The following is a 19,808-nucleotide window of genomic DNA, read 5'->3' as shown; positions in this document are numbered from 1 at the left end:
ATTTTTTCGAAGGAGGGATCGCTATGAAAAAATGGAAAAAAATCCTGATATCTCTGATAACAGTCTTTGTACTGACCATGCTTCCGGCAGAATCGGCAATTCTGCCTGGCACAGTCTGTGTTACAGAGGCCGCTCCCAGGATTAGTTCTTCCAAGCTAAGGCAGATTCTGACACAAAAAGATGCTTCCGAGCTTGCCAACGACACTCTGGATATGGCTGTTCCATATTGGGCTGATCTTCTCAAGGGCTCCAGCATCACCCTGCGCTCCCTGGGCTTTTCAACTACAAAATAAGCTTTTCCCAAAAACAGATCGAACATACCCGGCAACACCCCTGGCTGTAACAGCCAGGGGTGTTGTACTGTCAGCTGCTTTGCAGCCTATTCCGTTAATTCTTCCAGATTCTTTTTTAATTCGAGCATCTTGTCTCTCAGCTCAGCAGCCTGCTCGAAATTCAGGTCTGCTGCCGCAGCACGCATCTGCTTCTCTACCTGAGCGATTACCTTCGTCAGTTCTTTTCGGTTCATGGATTCCGGATCCTTTTTAAGCTTCACTTCTGTCTCTGCCACCTTCTTCGAAACAGCGATCAGATCACGGACCGCCTTCTTGATCGTGGTTGGAGTGATGCCATGCTCCCTGTTGTAAGCCTCCTGTATCGCTCTCCTTCTTTCTGTCTCCGAGATTGCTTTTTCCATGGATTCTGTCATATTATCTGCATACATGATCACATGGCCTTCGCTGTTCCGGGCAGCACGGCCGATAGTCTGTACCAGGGATGTTTCCGAACGAAGGAAGCCTTCCTTATCTGCATCCAGGATCGCTACCAGCGTGATCTCCGGAATATCCAGTCCTTCTCGCAGAAGGTTGATCCCGACTAGCACATCAAACACATCCAGGCGCATATCGCGGATGATTTCCGCACGTTCCAGAGTGTCAATGTCTGAATGAAGGTATCGGACACGGATTCCCAGATCCTTCATATAATCGGTAAGGTCCTCTGCCATACGTTTGGTCAGGGTCGTGATCAGGACTTTGTTTTTCTTTTCAATTTCCTTATTTACTTCTGCTACAAGATCATCGATCTGTCCTTCGATCGGACGCACCTCCACCTTCGGATCAAGAAGCCCTGTAGGACGGATGATCTGCTCTGCGCGGAGAAGCTCATGGTCATATTCATATTCTCCCGGTGTCGCAGATACAAACATTACCTGGTCAAGCTTGTTCTCGAATTCATCAAAGCTCAATGGACGGTTATCCTTGGCAGACGGAAGTCGGAAGCCGTAATCCACCAGTGTCTGTTTACGGCTCTGATCACCGGCATACATACCGCCAACCTGGGGAACTGTCTTATGGGACTCATCTATAATAAGTAAAAAATCATCTCCGAAGTAATCCATCAGTGTATACGGCGGCTGCCCCGGTGCAAGCCCTGTCAGGTGTCTGGAATAGTTCTCGATCCCGGAGCAGAATCCCGTTTCCTTCATCATTTCCACATCAAAGTTGGTACGCTCCGCAATTCTCTGAGCCTCGATCAGCTTATCCTCACTTTTAAAGTATTCCACCTGCTGCTTCATCTCTTCCAAAATGGCATCTGCTGCACGACGGATCTGCTCCTGAGGCACAACGTAATGAGATGCAGGGAAAATCGCTGCATGGCTTTCCACACTTTTGATCTCTCCGGTAAGCACATCGATATCTGTGATACGCTCGATCTCATCTCCGAAAAACTCCACCCGTACTGCCCGGTCTGTAGAATTCGCCGGAAAGATCTCCAGCACATCACCCCGGACACGAAAGGTTCCACGGTGAAAATCCATCTCATTTCTTGTGTACTGGATATCGATCAGCTGTTTGATAACCTCATCACGGTCCTTCTCCATTCCAGGGCGAAGAGAGATCATCATATCAAAAAACTCCTGAGGTGCACCTAAGCCATAGATACAGGATACCGACGAAACCACGATCACATCCTTGCGCTCACATAAGGCTGCTGTGGCGGAGAGACGGAGCTTATCGATCTCATCGTTAGTGGATGCGTCCTTAGCGATGTAGGTATCTGTGGACGGGACATAAGCCTCCGGCTGGTAGTAGTCGTAGTAGGAGACAAAATATTCCACTGCGTTCTCAGGAAAAAATTCTTTCATCTCGCCGTAAAGCTGGGCCGCCAGTGTTTTATTGTGGGCAAGTACCAGAGTTGGTTTATTTAACTTGGCAATGACATTCGCCATTGTGAAAGTCTTACCGGAGCCAGTAACACCAAGCAAAGTCTCGAACTGGTTGCCTTCTTTAAATCCCTCGACCAATTTCTCGATGGCCTGGGGCTGATCGCCGGTTGGCTTGTATGGGGCTTTTAATTTGAACTCATTCATGGTAAATCCCTCCATTTGTGACTTTTACTATGATCATTATCAGCCAAAAATTCGTATCCAGATTCGTAACGAAAAGCTCATTTTTATAGTGAATAGATGTGTTTCTCACCTCGTTACGAATAAAAGTCACAAAACTAATATTTGCGGATAAAACAGCACTCGGAAATACCTGAAAATACTAACCTCCGGTCCTGTCATATTTTTAATGTTTGTTCTTGTAACAGTCCCTATTATATCAAATAAATTTTTGAAAGTATATAGATTAACTCAAGAAAAAAAGTACAAATGTTCGATTCTTATTTGTACTTTTTTCTTTTGCCGTCGTACGGCAGATAATTATTTCTTATTTTTAATTGAAAAAGAATTTTTATAATATCGCTTATTTTTATATTTGAAAAGTTATCCCGCTTTTGCTTACCATATTATTTTCTTAAATTAACATTCATGTAACGCCCAATATTACGCAAATTCATCGAGTCCTCTACAAACTGAAGTTCATCCCAATATGCAGACCTTTGATTATACACGCTTATAAATTATTGGTTCATCATATCCAAAAGTTCTCTTTCCATTAACTTCCATGCTTTCCGATACTTCCAGAAAATTGTTGGAAAACTTTTCCCAAAGTTTGAATGTCATTACCGGAGAGAACTGGCTTGTGCTGCCTCCCTCCCAGATTCCGTCCTTTTCATGATAAAGTGCCGGATTAAATTTTTCAGATTTTTCTAGTTTAGAGTAATCAACATTCTTCATAGAATCATATGAAAATGTATTTTTATCTTCTCCTTTTGGAATTTTATAAGAAGAAAGTAAAATTCCCTGTTCTATTTCCGTGATAAGGAAAAGATGTGGAGATGCATGACGTTTTCCATTAATTTCATAATAACTCTCTTCAACAACAAATTTTCCTTTGAAATCTTCAGGAAGGTTATTTATTTTGTCATTACAGATTGTATTTACATGTTCCGCATATGGATATGTTTTCCCTTCTGCCTGCATCTTATTAAATTGATCCTTATTATCAAAATGTCCTGTCATCATTCCTACAAAATTATCAAGTTTCATCATATACTTTACCTCCTGGTATTTGCCTAATCACACTATTCCTCTTTTGCTTTTGCCATACTGGCGATATCTCCCACTCCATTCAATACCATTGTCGGAAGATAAGCATAAGTTTTGAGTGTATCCTTCGTTGAACATCCAGAGAGAACCAATACAGTAGACATACCACTTTCCATTCCTGAAATCACATCTGTATCCATACGATCCCCAACCATTACAGCTTCTGCTGAATGACATCCAAGCATATTCAATCCTGTTCTCATCATCAGTGGATTCGGTTTCCCACAGAAATATGCCTGTGTACCTGTTGCCATTTCTATAGGTGCAATCAATGCACGACAAGCAGGAGCGATGCCGTTCTCAATCGGTCCAGAAACATCTGAGTTTGCTCCGATCAGCTTTGCACCTTTCAGAACTAAATTCGTTGCTTTTGTTAATGTATCCAATGAATAGGAGCGTCCCTCTCCCACAACAACATAATCCGGATTTACATCATTCATTGTGATACCTACATCATAAAGTGCATTTAACAGGCCGGCTTCTCCTATCACAAACGCCGAACAGCCTGCCGCCTGTTCTTTTAAAAATGCGGCTGTTGCCAATGCACTGGTATAAAAATGTTCTTCTGGCACATCAAGTCCCATCCTAGCCAGTTTCTGATTTAATTCTCGTGGTGTATATCCACTATTATTTGTCAAAAACAAATATTCTTTCTTTTCATCATGCAACCACTGGATGAATTCTGGAACACCTGGCAATATCTGATTGCCATGATAGATCACACCATCCATATCACAGATGAATCCTTTTTTTTCATTAAAATCGATTATGGATTTTATCATGTTCATGTGCGCCCTGCCTTTCTTGTTTCTTTAGAATACACCTTACTCTTTTCATAATAGAATAAAACTCTTTTTTCTACAAATACTTTTATATTATATCATCCACACATGAAATCAAATACATAGCACTGTAAAATCAAAGTAAATATTTCGATCAACAGAACCTTTTATGACAACATCTCTTTCACACAAGTACTTCGATAATCACTTGGTGATATTTTATATCTTTCTTTAAATACTCGGTTAAACGTTCTCTGACTTTCAAATCCACTATCCAGACAAATATTTGTAATAGAATCACTCGTATTTTCCAAACGATGGCATGCATAGTTCAGCCTTGCATCGTTAAGATATTGATTAAAGTTTCTATGGAATGTCTTGGAAAAGAGTCTGGATAAAACATATTTGCTCACGCCCAGGTCTTTTGCCATCTCTTCCAACGAAAACTTCTTCTTGAAATTTGCTGATATATAGGAAACTGTCTGGTAAATAAGATCGTTGCTCCCCACACTGCTCTTTTCTACCAAATTTAATTTTCCTATGCAGCGTGCCAACACAATTTGAAGATATGCCTGTGCAACAGTAATATCCGACTGTTCTGTCTCTAAAATTGCATTTATAACCCTATATACCTCCGGTTCAACCTTTTCCGCTTTGATGATTGGGTATTCAGGAGCCATGGATTGCATGATATCTGCAAATTTGGCTATCGTAAATGGCGATGCAATCAGATAAGTCGCTTTATTTACACCGGGTGTCAGTACCTGATAGTGATGAATAACATCTGGAAATACAAAGCCTATATCTCCTTTTTCCATATGGTATAGTTCCTGTCCGACACCAAGTTCTAATGATCCACTTGTTACACAAACGATCTCCAGTGCATTATGAAGATGTGGTTCAATATGTTTTGACTTCCTATTTATTGCTATGATCTCCTCTTTTGTGTCAACATATTTTAACTGCATGAAATACTCCCCTTTGCAACATTTGTCTATATCTTCTTTCGATTTGGCAAGCAATCCTTTTACACCTATCTTATAATCAACTTGTAAATAAGGAAAGGAGGAATTGCAAATGAGCAACCTAAAAAAATATCTGAATGGCCTTTTAGTATTCTACACTGAATATTTTGAGCATCCTTACCATGTATAAATACTAAAAGGACTATTTTGTGAAAACTGAATATTTTCTTAAGGCCATTTCACAAAAATGAAGTGGTCCTTTTTTATTTTCAAAATACAGTTCAATCACTTTATATATAGAAAAAAGCACTGTCTCATCGAGCAACGACCAGACAACGCTTTCTCCTGTCAATTCTAATTTATGTCTGATGCATCTGTTACTTCATCTGCAGCAATTTCTTTTTCTGCTTTCAGTTTTTTATTTGCATCTTCTACATTCATTCTTGAAAGTACAAACATAATCAATACATCAAAGATTAACGGAAGCCAAAGATACATAAACTGCATCATATCAAGTGCAGACTGCGGCTGAGTTGCATTTGTTCCGATATATCCACTGAACTCAAGCAGCCATCCAACAACAGCGGTTCCAATACCTCCACCGATTTTTACGCCAAGAGAAGTACAAGAGTACATCGTTCCGTCAATTCTCTTTCCCTGTGTAAGATAAGTGTACTCAGAGCAGGATGCGATAACTGCATTCATATCTCCCTGCCATGGTCCCTGACCTAAGGCTGCAAGAGCTGTAAATGCCATCATCAGCGGAACACTGCCCATATATCCTGCAACAACAACAAGTGCTCTACCGATGACTGCTAAGACATAACCTCTTAAGTTCAGTTTATACATACCTTTCCACTTACCAACTAATGTCGGTGTGAAAATCAGGGCAATGATCAGTGGAATATTTACTGCCCATGCAAATTGTCCAAACAAATTCTTATTTTTCAGTACCCATGTCATGTAATAAATGCCAGCTCCAATCATGGCACTATATAACTGCTGTAAAATATATGTTCCACAAATCATCATGTAATATTTGTTTTTAACAAGAAGCTTGAATGCCTGTACCATTCCGTACTTTTCATTATCATCCTTTACTTCTCCTTCGTTAAGTTCTTCCTCCGGAAGTTCCTTAACAGAAAGTGCTGAAATCGTATTTATGACAAGACCAATGATTGCATAGATAATAGCAACCGTTCTCCATGCCGCAGCATCTCCACCACATTTATCTACAAATCCAACTGTAATCGCCTGAATCAGAAGACTTGTTGAAAACGCAAAAATAAAACGGTAAGATCCCATCTGCACACGCTCTTTGCTGTTCTTTGTAATCAGTGACGTAAGTGCTGAGTAAGCAATATTGTTTGCTGTATAAAACACACCATTTAACAGTGTATAAGAGATAAAGAACCATGCGTATTTAGCCGTTGTTCCAAAGCTGACTGGTACTGCAAAGCAGCAGACCAGCGTAATGGCACAACCAATGTATCCGTATAGCATCCATGGCTTCGCTTTTCCCATTTTACTGTGTGTTTTGTCAATCATTGATCCAAAAAATATATCCGTAAAACCATCAAATAGTTTTGATACGGCAATCAGGGTACCTACGACACCTGCAGCAAGTCCTACTGAGTCCGTCAGATAGACCATCATAAAAGATGTCAGGAAGGCATAGACTACATTACCTGCAATATCACCTGATCCATATCCAATTTTGTTATACCATTTCAAATACTTTTTTTCTTCCATCGAATTTCTTTGCTCCTCATCTTCATCGCACTTAGAATTTCAAGATGTCTAACAGAGTATGATGTCTAATTCTAGTTTTTTCTCTGTTTTTGTCTGATTGCTCTGTATATCCGGACTTTACATAACAATCAGACTCTCTTTCCTTGTTTACGGGTTACATGAAACTTTATTATCCCTTTATATACGGTATCAGTGTAAACTGGAACCGGAATAATACATCATCAAATCGGTACTGCTCCAATACAACTGGACCACAACTGTTAGAACCAATGCCATTTAGTGCATAGTCAACACAAAATACTACACTATCTGATTCTGTCAGTTCATAATTATGCGTTTTCTTCTCAAGTTCTTCCTGTGTATAATAAGAAGCATTGAATGAAAATGCCTTTTCTGCGGATGCCACAATTCCATATCGGCTGTTGTTAAGTTCTACATATTCACAATCATAATGGCTTCCATTTTCCTGTGGACGAATATAGTCCTCATGTAAATCCCCTACATCTGCCCGGTACAAACCGTGGCTCGCAGCCTGATGTTTATCACAATAACTTTCCTGTGGTCCCATTCCAAAGTATCTTACAGCTGAAAGTTTTTTATCCAGGAACATCCTCACACCAAATCTCGGAAGATCCGGGAATTCATCGTCTTTTGTTACTGCAATATCTGCATCAATCTTTCCAGCAGCTTCTATTTTCCATGTAATCGTCACATCAAGAATCTTCTGTACTGTCTCTGCCACAACGGAAGCATGGCTTGTAATCTTCACACCATGTTTTCCCTGCACAACCTCTGTCGTATAGGCTCTTGTGTAAGCCTTATCATAGTGGGCTTTCTTCCATTCAGACTTGATGTACATATCGTTATCTGTTGGAGCTCTCCAAATATTTAATTCCATCGGATGGTTCAAGTATTCCCGCCCTGCGAATTTCATCTCTGTAAAGAGTGCAGTACGTTTGTCTATGGTATAAGCAAATTCACGCCCCTTGATATGAATCTGTGTATCATTTTCATTTACCTGTAATTCAGAGTCCACTACTGTTTTTGGTATCCATTTCTCTGCAAGTTTACATTTTGTATCCTCTTTACTTACCTCAATTTCATCAAATCCAAGAATATGGTCTTTATCCAACAGTGGCAATTCTTTTTTCAGATGGTAAATAAGTTTTAAATAACATTTCCCATTCTCTGGAACATTGATCTTCAGGTTTGTTTTTCCTTCCCCATGTGGTGCCACAGAAAACTCCGGAAGTATGCCTTTGCTGATCACAAGACCATCCTGTGTCAGCTCATAACTAATCTTCACATAATCTTTCAAGTCATCAAAATCCATGTAGTTATGAAGCACCAGTTCTCCGCTTTCTTTGTTATAGGAAATAACTCTTGCCGGGCGATAAACATTCTTGTATTCCAAAAGTCCTGTATGTACCGTTCTGTCCGGATATACTAATCCATCCATACAGAAGTTGCCATCATGAATTTCTTCGCCATGGTCGCCCCCATAAGCATATATAGTCTTTCCATTCTCAGCAGTTCCATGAGCAATCGCATGGTCACACCATTCCCAGACAAAGCCGCCGCACATTTTATCATTATCCTGAATCATCTGGAAGTAATCTTCAAAATCTCCAGGTCCGTTTCCCATGCTGTGACAGTACTCTACCAAAAGGAAGGGTTTGCTTCCATCTTTATCCAGATATTCCTGAATTTCGGAAAGCGCTGGGTACATCCGGCTGTACACATCCAGATTGCTGTAATCATATGTTTCATCATAATTACGGTATCTTGCACTCTCATATTGTGTGATACGTTCTGGATCAAAATTCTTTGTCCATTCCAGTGCTTTTTCAAAGTTGCAGCCATAAGCACTCTCATTTCCCATTGACCACATAACAATACAGAAACGGTTTTTGTCACGTTCCACCATGAGTTTTACGCGATCAACGATTGCCTCTTCCCATACCGGATCATCTGCAATCTTCTCATTCCATCGTTTAAACCGATTGTAATCAGTGTCTTCTTTTCTATAGATCATAAATGGACCATGAGCTTCAATATCTGCTTCATCTATTACCATGAATCCATACTTGTCACACATTTCATAGAAAAATGGTGCGTTCGGATAGTGGCTGGAACGGATCGCATTAAAATTATGCTGCTTCATTAACGTAAGATCGGTTGTAATCTGTTCCGGATTGATTGTAAATCCAGTAACCGGATCAGAATCATGTCGATTGACACCACGGAATTTAATCTTCTGTCCATTTAAATAAATAACCTGGTCTTTAATCTCTATCTTTCTTAATGCAATGTGATCTACAATTACTTCATTCTCTGTCTCAAGAATCAGTTTATATAGATATGGATTTTCTGTATTCCAAAGTTCCGGACTTGCGATTTCTAATACAGCTGTTCCTTCTTCAGCAATACTTCCTAGTGCTACAACTGCTCCGTTTCTATCTTCAATCGAAATTTTTACATTTAACGGAGAGTAGAATTTCATTTCAATTTCTACTTTCGCAAGCATATCCTCAATTCTTGTTTTAATATGATAATCACTGATTGCCTGTTTTGGGCGTTTCAAAATGTACACATCCCGGAAAATACCACTCATACGGAATTTGTCCTGATCTTCCAAATAGGAACCATCACACCACTTCATTACCAACACTGCCACCGTATTCGTTCCATCCTGAAGTACATCGGTAACATCAAACTCACTGGTCATATGCGAAACCTGGCTGTATCCTATGTAAGAGCCATTGATCCATACGTAAAAGCAACTGTCTACTCCTTCAAAGTTCAAAAAAGATTTTGGCGCTTTCTCATCTCTACTGTACTCAAAAGTATGTACATAGACTCCACACGGAATGTCCTGTGGCACATATGGTGGATCAAACGGAAATGGATACCGGATGTTTGTATACTGGTGTGTATCATATCCAGCCATCTGCCATACACTTGGAACCTGAATCTCATCAAAATTTTCTGTATCATAATTCTTCTCAAAGAAAGAATCCTGAATGTCATAGATGCTGTTAAAATACTGGAATTTCCAAGTTCCATTCAATAACTGCATACGATCTGACTCTTCTCTGTGTTCCACCAAGTTATCCATTCTTCTGGATGCCGGAATATAATAGGCTCTGGCTGGCATTGTGTTTTCGTGCAGTACGCTTAGATTTTCATAATAACGTGGTACGATCATAAATAGCTCTCCTCCAATACATATACTTTTTTGTTCTTTGTTTTCCTAAAGAAAACCTTATACTTTACTTTTTGTTTACGTTCCTTAGTTATGCTATATATATAGCTTATCCTAATTCGCAAAATATGTCTATGAATTGGATTAGACAAAATATGCACTAAATGATACAATGATAAAAAGTACGAAAAGAGGTGCTGTCCTATGTATTTGAACACCGGTTATTTGAACCACTCACATATGGATTTCAAAGACAAAAGTCGTCCGCTGATTGTAGGTAGCTGTGGTACTTACCGTCTTTCCAGACATCCCAAACTTCCGACCTACCGTCCAAAGGGTCGTCTGGATTATCAGATTATATATATCACTGCTGGTTGTGGGCATTTTCATTTTGATAATGTAAATAATGAAACGATTGTTCCAGCCGGCAACATTGTACTGTACAGACCGAAAGAACTCCAAAAATATGAATATTACGGAGAAGATAAGACAGAAGTATACTGGATTCACTTCACAGGAAGCAATGTAAAAAATATCTTACGTCAATATGGGTTTCCGGATAAAGAACGTGTCTTTCAAGTGGGTACATCTAATGAATATGAACAAATTTTCAAACGTATCATTATCGAGCTGCAACGCTGTCAAGACAATTATGAGGAAATGCTTGTCCTTTTGCTACGTCATCTTCTGATCAGTTTCCACCGGGAACTGACAAGAGAGCACATATTAAAAAATGAATACCTTGATCATGAGATGGATAATGCTGTTACCTTTTTCAGTGAAAACTACAATCAAAATATCAATATTGATGATTATGCTGCCTCACGAGGCATGAGTGTCAGCTGGTTTATCCGAAATTTCAAAAAATATACCGGTTCTACACCAATGCAATTCATTGTGGGAATCCGCATCAACAATGCTCAGATGTTACTTGAAACAACAACTTATTCCATCCATGAGATTTCTAAGATTGTCGGATATGATAACCAGCTTTATTTCAGTCGGCTTTTTCACAAGTTGAAAGGATATTCGCCGAGAGAATACCGAAAAATAAGAAATAGGTTATGAAATCTATAATGTCATAAAAAGTGAACTACTCGGCAACTTAGTTACCAGAGCATCTGAAATCTGGCGGGATACCGCCTTTTTTCAGGGTACGTCCATGACACCAATACTGCTTGCCTTTCGGCTATACAGCTACTTTTATTATTTCTGGATTTTTTAGTCCGGTTACGGACAGTGTCTTCTCTTTTCCGGATGCGGAAAGATATTTCCGCAGGATATTAAATGCGCCTACTGCATCTGCATTGTAGCTTACTCCTTCAGTTATATACATGCCCCGTTCTTTTCGGTTTGTTGCTTCTGCATATCTTTTTGATACTTCCGGTGATAACGGACTGCACTGGCTGGTATAGCTTTCCTCCTGTTTTATCAATTGGATCCCATACAGTTTCAGCTTATATCCCAGCATGATATACAGCTTGTTATATGGCAGTCCGTGAAACTTCTGGTTGACCTTATGCCCCATATCCTTCTCTTTACGGATATTTCGGATATCTCCCACAACCACACAGCGGATATCTTCTTTTCTGCAGTATTCTGCAATCCATCTGGTCACTTTATGAAGATAATCCTTCACTGTATTCTGCTTTTTTCTGTAAAGTCTCTGGATATGTTTCGATGATCTTGGATATTTTATCCCTCTTTCCGATTGCTGCGCATACCAGACAGACTGCACTCTGGCGATCTCTTTATGAAAGTATCTTTCCAATGAAAGATATCTCCTTCCAAGGATAAAAGTCCGACCGTTTCCGGAATCATAACAGGTCATCAGATTATGAAGTCCAGGATCAATAGATAAATAATGTCCATTCTGGGAAAGCTGCTCTGTCCCTTCGATCTCATAGATAACGATAAGGTCACATTTTCCGTTTTCCGGCGGATAGATCCGCAATTGTTTTATATGATCCATGTCCCTGAAAATCTTATTTTCAAGATATAGAAATCTTTCATGGATCCCGTAGGTTTCTTCCATATAGCTTTTCAGATCCTTTGGCAGAGACAGCCGCAACCGATCTGAACCTTTCTCATGCCGGATCCCCATCTGCATGTATGTGACCGGGATATTGTCCTGTTTAAAACGGGGCGGATTTGGATCTTTGACCCCTCCGGTCTTTTTCAGGACATAAAAAGATCTCCATGCTTTGTCCAGCTGTTTGCAGATCTCCTGTGCTATCTGTGACGGAAGCTGTCTGTACCACAGATCTCCTTTATGCGCTTTTTTCTGATAATACCAGTCAGGATACTTTTCCAGTCCCAGCTCTTTATAATGATGACGTTCGTAGTTGCAGACATTCCAGAGTTTGGAAGCTGCATAACACATATGCCCTATGATATTGGAATATTCCGGCCGGATCTTTACAGATGTTCTGTGTGACAGCAGCATTCCTCTTCCCCCTTTGGACAGCTATGCAGATAGAAATCTACACTCCACCTTGGTTTAATACGACTTGCTCTGATGCTCAATATAACGGCGGATATTCTCCTCAGATACAGATCCGATCGTTTCCACATAATAGGAATGGTTCCACAGCTCTCCCTTCCATAGCTGGTCTCTTATTTCCTGAAAACGTTCGAACAGTTTTCTACCGGTGATCCCCTTCAGATACTTGACGATCGCTGTTATGGACAGCTTTGGTGGAGCTGATACAAAACAGTGGACATGATCACCTTCACCACATTCAAATAAATGAACGGTAAAACCTTTATCCTCAGCGATCTGCTGCACCAGTTCCTTTAGGTATTCCTCAATTTCTGGGTTTAATATCTTCCGCCGGTATTTCACCGACCACACCATATGGTAATTAATATTACACACACAAGTCCTGTAATGTATTAGATTTTCTTTCATACATATAGTATAACATAACGAATAAAAATGCGCAGCAAAAATCGAACATATTTTCGAATGATTATATGCCGGTTACGGCATTAATATCAAGGGATTGGGAGATTATTATATTATTTCAATGTGCAGATATGCACAATCTTGCGCTTTCATCTCGGTAATTGAATTGCCGAGGATTCCCGCTTATTGTCCTAAATGCCAAAAAAGGATGCCAACGAATCAAATCAGATTACGTGACATCCTCTTCTTTTTATTAGTGCTATTTTATAAATTCAACCGAATAGTAATACATGTACTCATTATCTGTATCTATATGCTCCCCTGCAATATCCTGTATTGGCAACGAGCTTAATCCTTTTTCTCCATAAATCAGTGCTGCTAATCCTTGCTCTGTTCCATACTCTATCCTGCATTTGTTTTCAATAGTCGTTGCTGATCTTCCATAATATTCCCTGTTTTTAACTCCCTCCAAAATTGGTATTTCTGTCATATATTTTGAATATTTATCTGCTGCGATGAGCTTTGCAGTAAAATTATCAAAATCCGGTGTAATGACAATCAATCCATTTGTGGAAGATTTCACATCTTCATAGGAAAGTTCCAAAACTTTTTTATGTGAAACTCGTTGTCCAAGCTGATATTCTGACAAGTAAATAGATAACGTTTTAAATGTATCCCTTGAATTGTATCGAAACATCATTGTTCCATCAATTCCTGATAACAATTCAGCAGTTTTCATTTCTATACTATCTGAGTCTACTGCTTCAATATAGTTTTGTGGTTGTCGCAATTTATTACATACGATGGATCCAAAAGTAACCATAGATATTCCCACTACAATAAGAAGCACTATAATGATTGACCAGTTTTTCGATAGCCTGAGGCTAGTCTCCTGTGGGTTGTATTCGGAGTGTAATTTGAAATGATCCATACGGTTCTCCTTGTTGTTCTGAAATTTGTGGATATGTAAATACTGCCTGTTACTATATGTAAAGAGAGTGCTTTTATCTTTATTATTGTTGCTTTTACAGTATATCATTCAGAGTAAAAAAATTTATCCAAAAAGCTTCGGCTCATTCTCGATCAAATCTTCTGCCAGATATTTTGCATCCATATTTTCTATTCCATAACTATCATTTGAAATTTGTTCTGCAAGTTTACTGGAATAAAATGGATAGTTCACAATCCACTTGTTAAAATGTGCTTCACTTTTTGCAATAGGCTTAATATCCGTGTCATGATCCATATTAAAGTCATAGGTCATGTACGAGAGCTGTTGTGCATATGCCTTTAATTCCAGATCTGATATATCTGCCAGAATCATAATGTCCACATCAGAATCCGGACGAAAGTCACCCCTTGCACATGAACCATAAAGGATTATCTGGCGTACATAGGAACCATAGATCTTCTTGATCTCTTCTACATACTGTTCGATTAAATCCTGCATCATCTTTGGCATATATCATCCCTCATTTTCTACTGATCATTCTATGCTCTGCTTACTTCTTAATTTTATTATAACCAGTTTACCCTTGTTTCTCAATCAGTATTTTCCATGTATCAATTTTACTGTTACTGAGAACGGAGTGAACAGTAACATCTTCTCAGTTTCCCGTAAAAAAAGCTGCCCGCATTTACGGACAGCTTTTTTGGCGTTATTTACAGTTTTCTCCTTTTTTGTCAGATTCCCTCATACCGTGCGATCTGGGAATAGATGTAGGAATTGTAGGTAAGTCCTGGTTCGTATCTTCTGTACAGGAACATAAGCTCGCTGGACTGTTTGCTGTCAACAGCTTTGGATACATACTCAACCTGCTGACGCAGAGATGCGAAGTATGCCTTTGCTGCTGTTGCAAAATATTTTCTGTTTGTATTATCATTCTGGCCGTTTGCCAGTTTTATTCGCAGATTTTCCATCTGGGACTGAAGATATCTTGTATTACAGATAGTGATCCATGCCTTATTGTAAGCTGAGATCGATGGCTGGATTCCGCTGAATGCCTTGCCCACCAGTTTAAATCCCCATTTTGCTACAAGGGTATAGCTGGAAGCACCCAGCTTCTGCCCCTTCCATACAGTATTTACGATACCTTTTGTTATAAGATCATTGGTAAGGTCTGCTGTTTCACTCAGAATATCATCTGCTATATAATCCACCGCCATACTGTAGATATCCTTACTGTACCACTGTTCCAGCTTATTCAGTCCTGTATAAAGACCACTGTCTGTCGGAACCAGATGCATCAGCTGTACGATCTGATCATATTCTACATGCAGGACCAGCATCCAGGAGATCACAAAGTCATAAAGGTCTAATCCCTTTCCAATTGCTTTGTTCGCTTTTTCGATCTTGCCCCAGTTATCCGTAAACAGTTTAAATGCATTATTCAGTTTGCTGGCATCTACCGCTCCATTTAAAAACTTTGAGGAAACTGTCCGGGCAAACTGATAACGGGTTCTCCCGTCCAGTTTAAAGCTTTCACGGATATTCTTGGCTTCACCGAAAAATCCATTTATTACTTTCAACAGATCTGCCAGCGAATCATATCTTCTGTTCCAGTCCTCTTCCTGCATACTCTGAAGAAGTTCTCTGGCCATCTCCATGTTAAGCTTATCTTCACTGTAGCTTACACCGGTAAAATGTTCAAATATGGCTTTTACATTCGGTGTGCCTGCTTCCAGCTGGCTGATCAGTGCTGCTGCCATATCATCAAATTTACTTTTTGATGCCATTGCAGTATAGGATTCACTCTGCAATTCTTTTGCAACCTTGCTGATCTCTGCATTTCCAAGGTAATCTGCATGATCTGTAAGGAATTCTTCTTCTGACATCTTCACGAAACTTGAAAGGAAGTTTTCTCCGTAAACATAGGAGGTAAGGCTTGCGTTTTTAAGTTTTTCATTGCCTGCGCCCCAGGAAATGGACTGAGTCCATCCTCTTTTGATTCCGGCATAAGCTGCTTCCGCAAGGCTTTCGCAGCCCTGGAAAGCATTTTTTCCGATTCTGGTCACATAACCGAAAACGTGTACCTTGCCGATAGCCCGGCAGTTTTCAAAAGCAGAATCTCCGATAGTCTCCAGATTTAACGGAAGATACAGCGCTCCCCCCATTGTGGTACATCCGGAGAAAGTATTTGCTTCAATGATAGTAAGCTCGTAAGGAAGCCTGATCATGGTAAGTGCAGAACAGTTCATAAACGCTGCGGCTCCAATGGATGTAACCGTTTCCGGTAATTCGATATTTTTAAGTTTTTTACAGTTCTTAAAGGCATTTGCGCCGATCTTCTTAAGTGCAGAAGAATTGCTGACCTCACTGAGGCTGCTACAGCCCTCAAATGCACTGGCTCCAATGGTATTTACGCTGGAAGGAATGCTTACGGACGTTATCGTCGTATTGTTCTTAAACAGTCCCGCCCCCAGTGCTGTTACTTTTCTTGCAGAGGAAGCTATGCTCAGGCTTGACGGAATACCGACCTTGGAATTCTTTCCATAATATCTTACCAGGGTTATGGTTCCGTTATTGTTCTGTTCATAAGCCCATTCCTTGCCGTAAACGGCAAAACCGTTCACCTCCACCGTAATGGTTTTGGTTGTCTTTGGGTAAACATGATGCTTACTCTCTTTTGCGGTGAGCCTGATGGTGATCTTTCCTCTACCCTTTGCCGTAAGCTTGTCTCCGCCGGTGATCCATGCTTCTCCATTTAATCCGGATGCATTCACGCTGCAGGTAACTGCCGCCTCATCCAGTGCCTTGACTCTTAATGGCTTCGCCAGAAGTTCGCCGGAGGTAACATAGGTATTGGCTTTTGTACCTTTTTTCATTCCGTCCGGATTTAAGGTAATGTTCTGTTTTCCCTGAAGAACCGCAAGAGCCTTTTTGGATACTGCCTTGTAATGCTTTGTGGCGCCTACATTTACGGTAATATAAGAATATCCCGTCTTCTGAAGTGTCGCCTTACTTCCGTTTAGCTTTGCAACGGAAGAATTGCTGCTCTTAAAGGTGATCTTCGGTTTATCTGCCTTACCTCCGTTGATCTTTGTGGAAATGGTGAACGTTTTTCCTTTATTGCCGGCTCCTTTGATCACATTGGATACCTTCAGTGTACGTGCAGCCTTATTGATCTTGAAATTTTTCTTTACAGATTTTGATCCTGCAAAAGCACCCGATCCCTTAATAGTCACACTTCCGGTTCCCGGCTCTTTGCTTTTGGTCGATGCCTTATAATCCTTACCGGATTTTAAGGTTATACCGTTAAATTTTACCGTTACCTTTGGAAGGGATGCCTTTCCGTTCCAGGTACGGCTTCCAACGGTGATCTTTGCCTTGGTCAGATCTGCTTTTGCCCAGTGTGCGTATAATGTCAAATCCTCGGGCAGAAGTAATAAAGACTTGGAAGTGATCTTCGTGCCGCCTTTTCCTGCTCTGGTATACCATCCCAGGAAATAATATCCCTTATAGACAGGTACCGGAAGGGTTCCGAATGCCTCTCCCTTTTTCAGGAGCTTTGTCTTCTGTTTCTCCGACAGCACTGCTTTTTTCGCATTTTTGTTGAATGTGATCTTAAAGTTTAATTTTTCTGTGGTTCCTACGGAAACAAACTTGAATGAGTGGTCCTTTGCGTAGCTTTCTGCATAGGATCCTGTATATCCGTAAATGGCAAAATTTTCTGATACGCCATCAAAAAGGCTATCATTCAGCTTTGTAACCCCGGAAGGGATCGTAGCATTCTTCAGGGAACTGCACTCCGCAAAAATATTGGAGCCTGTTCCATTTGCAATATTCCGGGAAGGAAATGTGATCTTCTCCAGTGCCGTGCATGCTTTAAAGACCTCAGATCCCATATAGACCAGCGATTCCGGAAGCTGGATTTCCTTCAGCGCACTGCATTTCAGAAATGCATCATTGTCGATCTGTGTTACGTTCTTTGGAATATTCACCTTTGTAAGCCCTGTACAGCCGCTGAAGGCATAGGACTCAATTTTTTTCACTGTATCCGGGATCTCTACGGTTTCAAGGCCTTTACAGTTCTCAAAAATGCTGTAGGGAACATTATCGATTCCCTTTGCGAATGTAACCTTTTTAAGATTGGAACAATCTACAAAAGGTCCTGCTTCCCGGTAAGCAGTATCAACACCTGCCGGCACATTGATCTCGTTAAGGCCTGTACAGCCTCCAAAGGCACTTCCTCCAAGAAATTCCAGTCCTTCCGGAAATACGATCCTGTCAATATTTTTACAGCCATAGAACGCAGAACCATTGATGACTTTCAGGGATGCCGGAAGTTCACTTCTGCTCAGCTTCAGATCCGTACAGTTCCAGAATGCATCTGCATCGATAGATTCCAGGTTTTTGGGCAGTGTGATCTCTTTAAGATATCCGCAGTTACAGAATGCCCGATAGCCGATTTTTTTTACGGAATCCGGCAGAACCACTTCCTCCAGCATGAGCATTGACCCCGGTGAATAAAAAATACCTCTCGGGATTTCTTCCATTCCCTGCTCAAATGTAACCTTCTTAAGTGTCGTCAGACCTGCAAACGGTCCTCCCCATGCTCTGTTGGCTGCGGTATAATCCTCTGTTTTCATCTGTGGCGGAATATTGATTTCTGTAAGACTGGTTTCGCTGAACGCACTGCCTCTTAAAACCTTCAGTGTGGAAGGCAGCTGGATCTTGCTCAGACTTTTACAGTTATTAAAGGCTCCTGCTTCGATAGACTCAAGCTTTGCGGAAAGATGGACATCTTTCAGATTGACGCAGCTGTTAAACGCATTTTTTTCGATATTTGTCACACTGTCCGGTATATTGATACTGAGAAGCCCGGTACAGCTTAAAAAGAATCCCTTGGGGATCGAGGTAATGCCTTCTCCGAAGGTTACATTCCGCAGTGCGCTGCATCGTGCAAATACGCCTGCATAGGCCGGACTTTCCCCGATGGCTCCATCCGCCTTTACAGATGCCGGTATATGAACAGAATTCAGTGCCGTACAGCCCTGAAAAACACCGGCACAGATGGTAACTCCATTATCCGGAAGTGAAATACTGCGAACAGAAGTACAGCCGCTGAAGGCTTCCCTTTCCACTCTCTTCACCGTTGACGGAATGACCACCTCAGTCATGTTAATGCAGTTCGCATAGGCTCCTCCTGCGATCTCCGTAACCGGATAGCCTGCGATACTTGAAGGGATCTTTCCGTCTGTCTGCTGACAGCGGTCCTCCCCGGTCTTTTTCCCGTCTTTGTCAAAATGCTGATCATAGACCACTGAAAGGATCGTTACTTCCCCATTGGATACCTTATAGTTAAGTCCGTTCCAGACGCCTGTGGTACCTGCGCCGGCTTCTTCTGTCTGGCCATCCTCAAAAGCAGATTCCTGTTCTCCGTCAGCCGGCTCTGGCAGAAGCTCCTGTGTTTCTTCCTCCTCTGTCATTTCCTCTGATGGCTGAATTTCTTCCGCTTCACCAGTGTCCGTGTTTTCGTCGGAAAGGATATCTTCCTGTACCTCCTCTTCTCCGGCTTCTTCTGTGTCTGCTTCCGGTTCTTCTTCAATTTCTTCTGTTTCCGGTTTCTCTTCCGTGTACAGAGAGTTTTCTTCACCGGAAGTAAACTCTGCCGCATTTGCCAGCCACGGTGTATACACACTTGTTGCCAGCATTGTCACTGTCAGAAGCAGTGCCAGTTTTCTCTTCATCTTACTCTCCTCC

The 19,808-nt window shown here is 40.9% G+C and carries 12 protein-coding genes and 1 pseudogene; 2 read left to right on the top strand and 11 right to left on the bottom strand.

All coding sequences use genetic code 11. The features are described 5' to 3' along the window. The first annotated feature begins 23 nt into the window (after positions 1-23). On the top strand, positions 24-293 hold the full coding sequence (locus tag LKD46_RS01470) for a hypothetical protein (protein ID WP_110102503.1): 270 nt from the start codon (positions 24-26) through the stop codon (positions 291-293). Positions 294-379: 86 nt separating this feature from the next. Here LKD46_RS01470 and uvrB read toward each other — a convergent pair whose 3' ends face one another. The 6 genes from uvrB to LKD46_RS01440 all read right to left on the bottom strand — a co-directional run bounded on the left by uvrB (position 380) and on the right by LKD46_RS01440 (position 10,200). After that, complete coding sequence (gene uvrB, locus LKD46_RS01465) at positions 380-2,368, bottom strand: excinuclease ABC subunit UvrB (protein WP_110102504.1); 1,989 nt, start codon at positions 2,366-2,368, stop codon at positions 380-382. Between the two features lie 519 nt (positions 2,369-2,887). After that, positions 2,888-3,436 carry a hypothetical protein gene (locus tag LKD46_RS01460; protein ID WP_015527045.1) on the bottom strand — a complete coding sequence of 183 codons (549 nt, stop codon included), beginning with the start codon at positions 3,434-3,436 and terminating at the stop codon, positions 2,888-2,890. A gap of 32 nt (positions 3,437-3,468) precedes the next feature. Continuing rightward, positions 3,469-4,281 (bottom strand): HAD-IIA family hydrolase, encoded by an 813-nt coding sequence (locus LKD46_RS01455; protein WP_021652318.1) that lies wholly within the window; start codon positions 4,279-4,281, stop codon positions 3,469-3,471. A gap of 161 nt (positions 4,282-4,442) precedes the next feature. After that, positions 4,443-5,243, bottom strand: a complete 801-nt coding sequence (locus LKD46_RS01450; RefSeq protein WP_015527044.1) for a helix-turn-helix transcriptional regulator — start codon at positions 5,241-5,243, stop codon at positions 4,443-4,445. A 351-nt stretch (positions 5,244-5,594) separates the two neighbouring features. Then, the gene (locus LKD46_RS01445) at positions 5,595-6,992 is read right to left on the bottom strand and encodes an MFS transporter (RefSeq protein WP_110102505.1); all 1,398 of its coding nucleotides are present in this window, start codon (positions 6,990-6,992) and stop codon (positions 5,595-5,597) included. A 169-nt stretch (positions 6,993-7,161) separates the two neighbouring features. Continuing rightward, complete coding sequence (locus LKD46_RS01440) at positions 7,162-10,200, bottom strand: glycoside hydrolase family 2 TIM barrel-domain containing protein (RefSeq protein WP_110102506.1); 3,039 nt, start codon at positions 10,198-10,200, stop codon at positions 7,162-7,164. Between the two features lie 201 nt (positions 10,201-10,401). Between LKD46_RS01440 and LKD46_RS01435 the strand changes: the two genes are divergently transcribed. Further along, complete coding sequence (locus LKD46_RS01435; protein WP_044961974.1) at positions 10,402-11,265, top strand: AraC family transcriptional regulator; 864 nt, start codon at positions 10,402-10,404, stop codon at positions 11,263-11,265. 121 nt (positions 11,266-11,386) lie between these two features. Here the strand turns inward: LKD46_RS01435 and LKD46_RS01430 are convergent, their stop codons facing one another. From LKD46_RS01430 to LKD46_RS01410, 5 genes and pseudogenes are all read right to left on the bottom strand, one after another. Further along, on the bottom strand, positions 11,387-12,643 hold the full coding sequence (locus LKD46_RS01430; protein WP_227573684.1) for an RNA-guided endonuclease InsQ/TnpB family protein: 1,257 nt from the start codon (positions 12,641-12,643) through the stop codon (positions 11,387-11,389). Positions 12,644-12,697: 54 nt separating this feature from the next. Beyond that, on the bottom strand, positions 12,698-13,108 hold the full coding sequence (gene tnpA, locus LKD46_RS01425; RefSeq protein WP_180211315.1) for an IS200/IS605 family transposase: 411 nt from the start codon (positions 13,106-13,108) through the stop codon (positions 12,698-12,700). 256 nt (positions 13,109-13,364) lie between these two features. Continuing rightward, positions 13,365-14,036: a transcriptional regulator gene (locus LKD46_RS01420; RefSeq protein WP_227573683.1), complete on the bottom strand. Its 672-nt coding sequence runs from the start codon at positions 14,034-14,036 to the stop codon at positions 13,365-13,367. Between the two features lie 228 nt (positions 14,037-14,264). Then, positions 14,265-14,567, bottom strand: a pseudogene (locus LKD46_RS01415) (nucleotidyltransferase domain-containing protein); the annotation flags it as partial. A 221-nt stretch (positions 14,568-14,788) separates the two neighbouring features. Further along, on the bottom strand, positions 14,789-19,795 hold the full coding sequence (locus LKD46_RS01410) for a leucine-rich repeat protein (protein ID WP_059085378.1): 5,007 nt from the start codon (positions 19,793-19,795) through the stop codon (positions 14,789-14,791). Positions 19,796-19,808 lie beyond the last annotated feature (13 nt).

This window comes from Blautia fusiformis, from assembly GCF_020686995.1.
GTDB lineage: Bacteria > Bacillota > Clostridia > Lachnospirales > Lachnospiraceae > Blautia_A > Blautia_A fusiformis.
Note: the sequence above shows the minus strand (reverse complement) of the source record. Positions and strands in the feature narration are given on the sequence as shown.

Excerpts from the sequence above, each read along its gene's own strand:
- LKD46_RS01470 (WP_110102503.1), top strand. The coding sequence starts at position 24 with ATGAAAAAATGGAAAAAAATCCTGATATCTCTGATAACAGTCTTTGTA.
- LKD46_RS01440 (WP_110102506.1), bottom strand. The coding sequence starts at position 10,200 with ATGATCGTACCACGTTATTATGAAAATCTAAGCGTACTGCACGAAAAC.
- LKD46_RS01435 (WP_044961974.1), top strand. The coding sequence starts at position 10,402 with ATGTATTTGAACACCGGTTATTTGAACCACTCACATATGGATTTCAAA.
- LKD46_RS01410 (WP_059085378.1), bottom strand. The coding sequence starts at position 19,795 with ATGAAGAGAAAACTGGCACTGCTTCTGACAGTGACAATGCTGGCAACA.
- tnpA (WP_180211315.1), bottom strand. The coding sequence starts at position 13,108 with ATGAAAGAAAATCTAATACATTACAGGACTTGTGTGTGTAATATTAAT.
- LKD46_RS01420 (WP_227573683.1), bottom strand. The coding sequence starts at position 14,036 with ATGGATCATTTCAAATTACACTCCGAATACAACCCACAGGAGACTAGC.
- LKD46_RS01455 (WP_021652318.1), bottom strand. The coding sequence starts at position 4,281 with ATGAACATGATAAAATCCATAATCGATTTTAATGAAAAAAAAGGATTC.
- LKD46_RS01460 (WP_015527045.1), bottom strand. The coding sequence starts at position 3,436 with ATGATGAAACTTGATAATTTTGTAGGAATGATGACAGGACATTTTGAT.
- LKD46_RS01445 (WP_110102505.1), bottom strand. The coding sequence starts at position 6,992 with ATGGAAGAAAAAAAGTATTTGAAATGGTATAACAAAATTGGATATGGA.
- LKD46_RS01450 (WP_015527044.1), bottom strand. The coding sequence starts at position 5,243 with ATGCAGTTAAAATATGTTGACACAAAAGAGGAGATCATAGCAATAAAT.
- LKD46_RS01430 (WP_227573684.1), bottom strand. The coding sequence starts at position 12,643 with ATGCTGCTGTCACACAGAACATCTGTAAAGATCCGGCCGGAATATTCC.
- uvrB (WP_110102504.1), bottom strand. The coding sequence starts at position 2,368 with ATGAATGAGTTCAAATTAAAAGCCCCATACAAGCCAACCGGCGATCAG.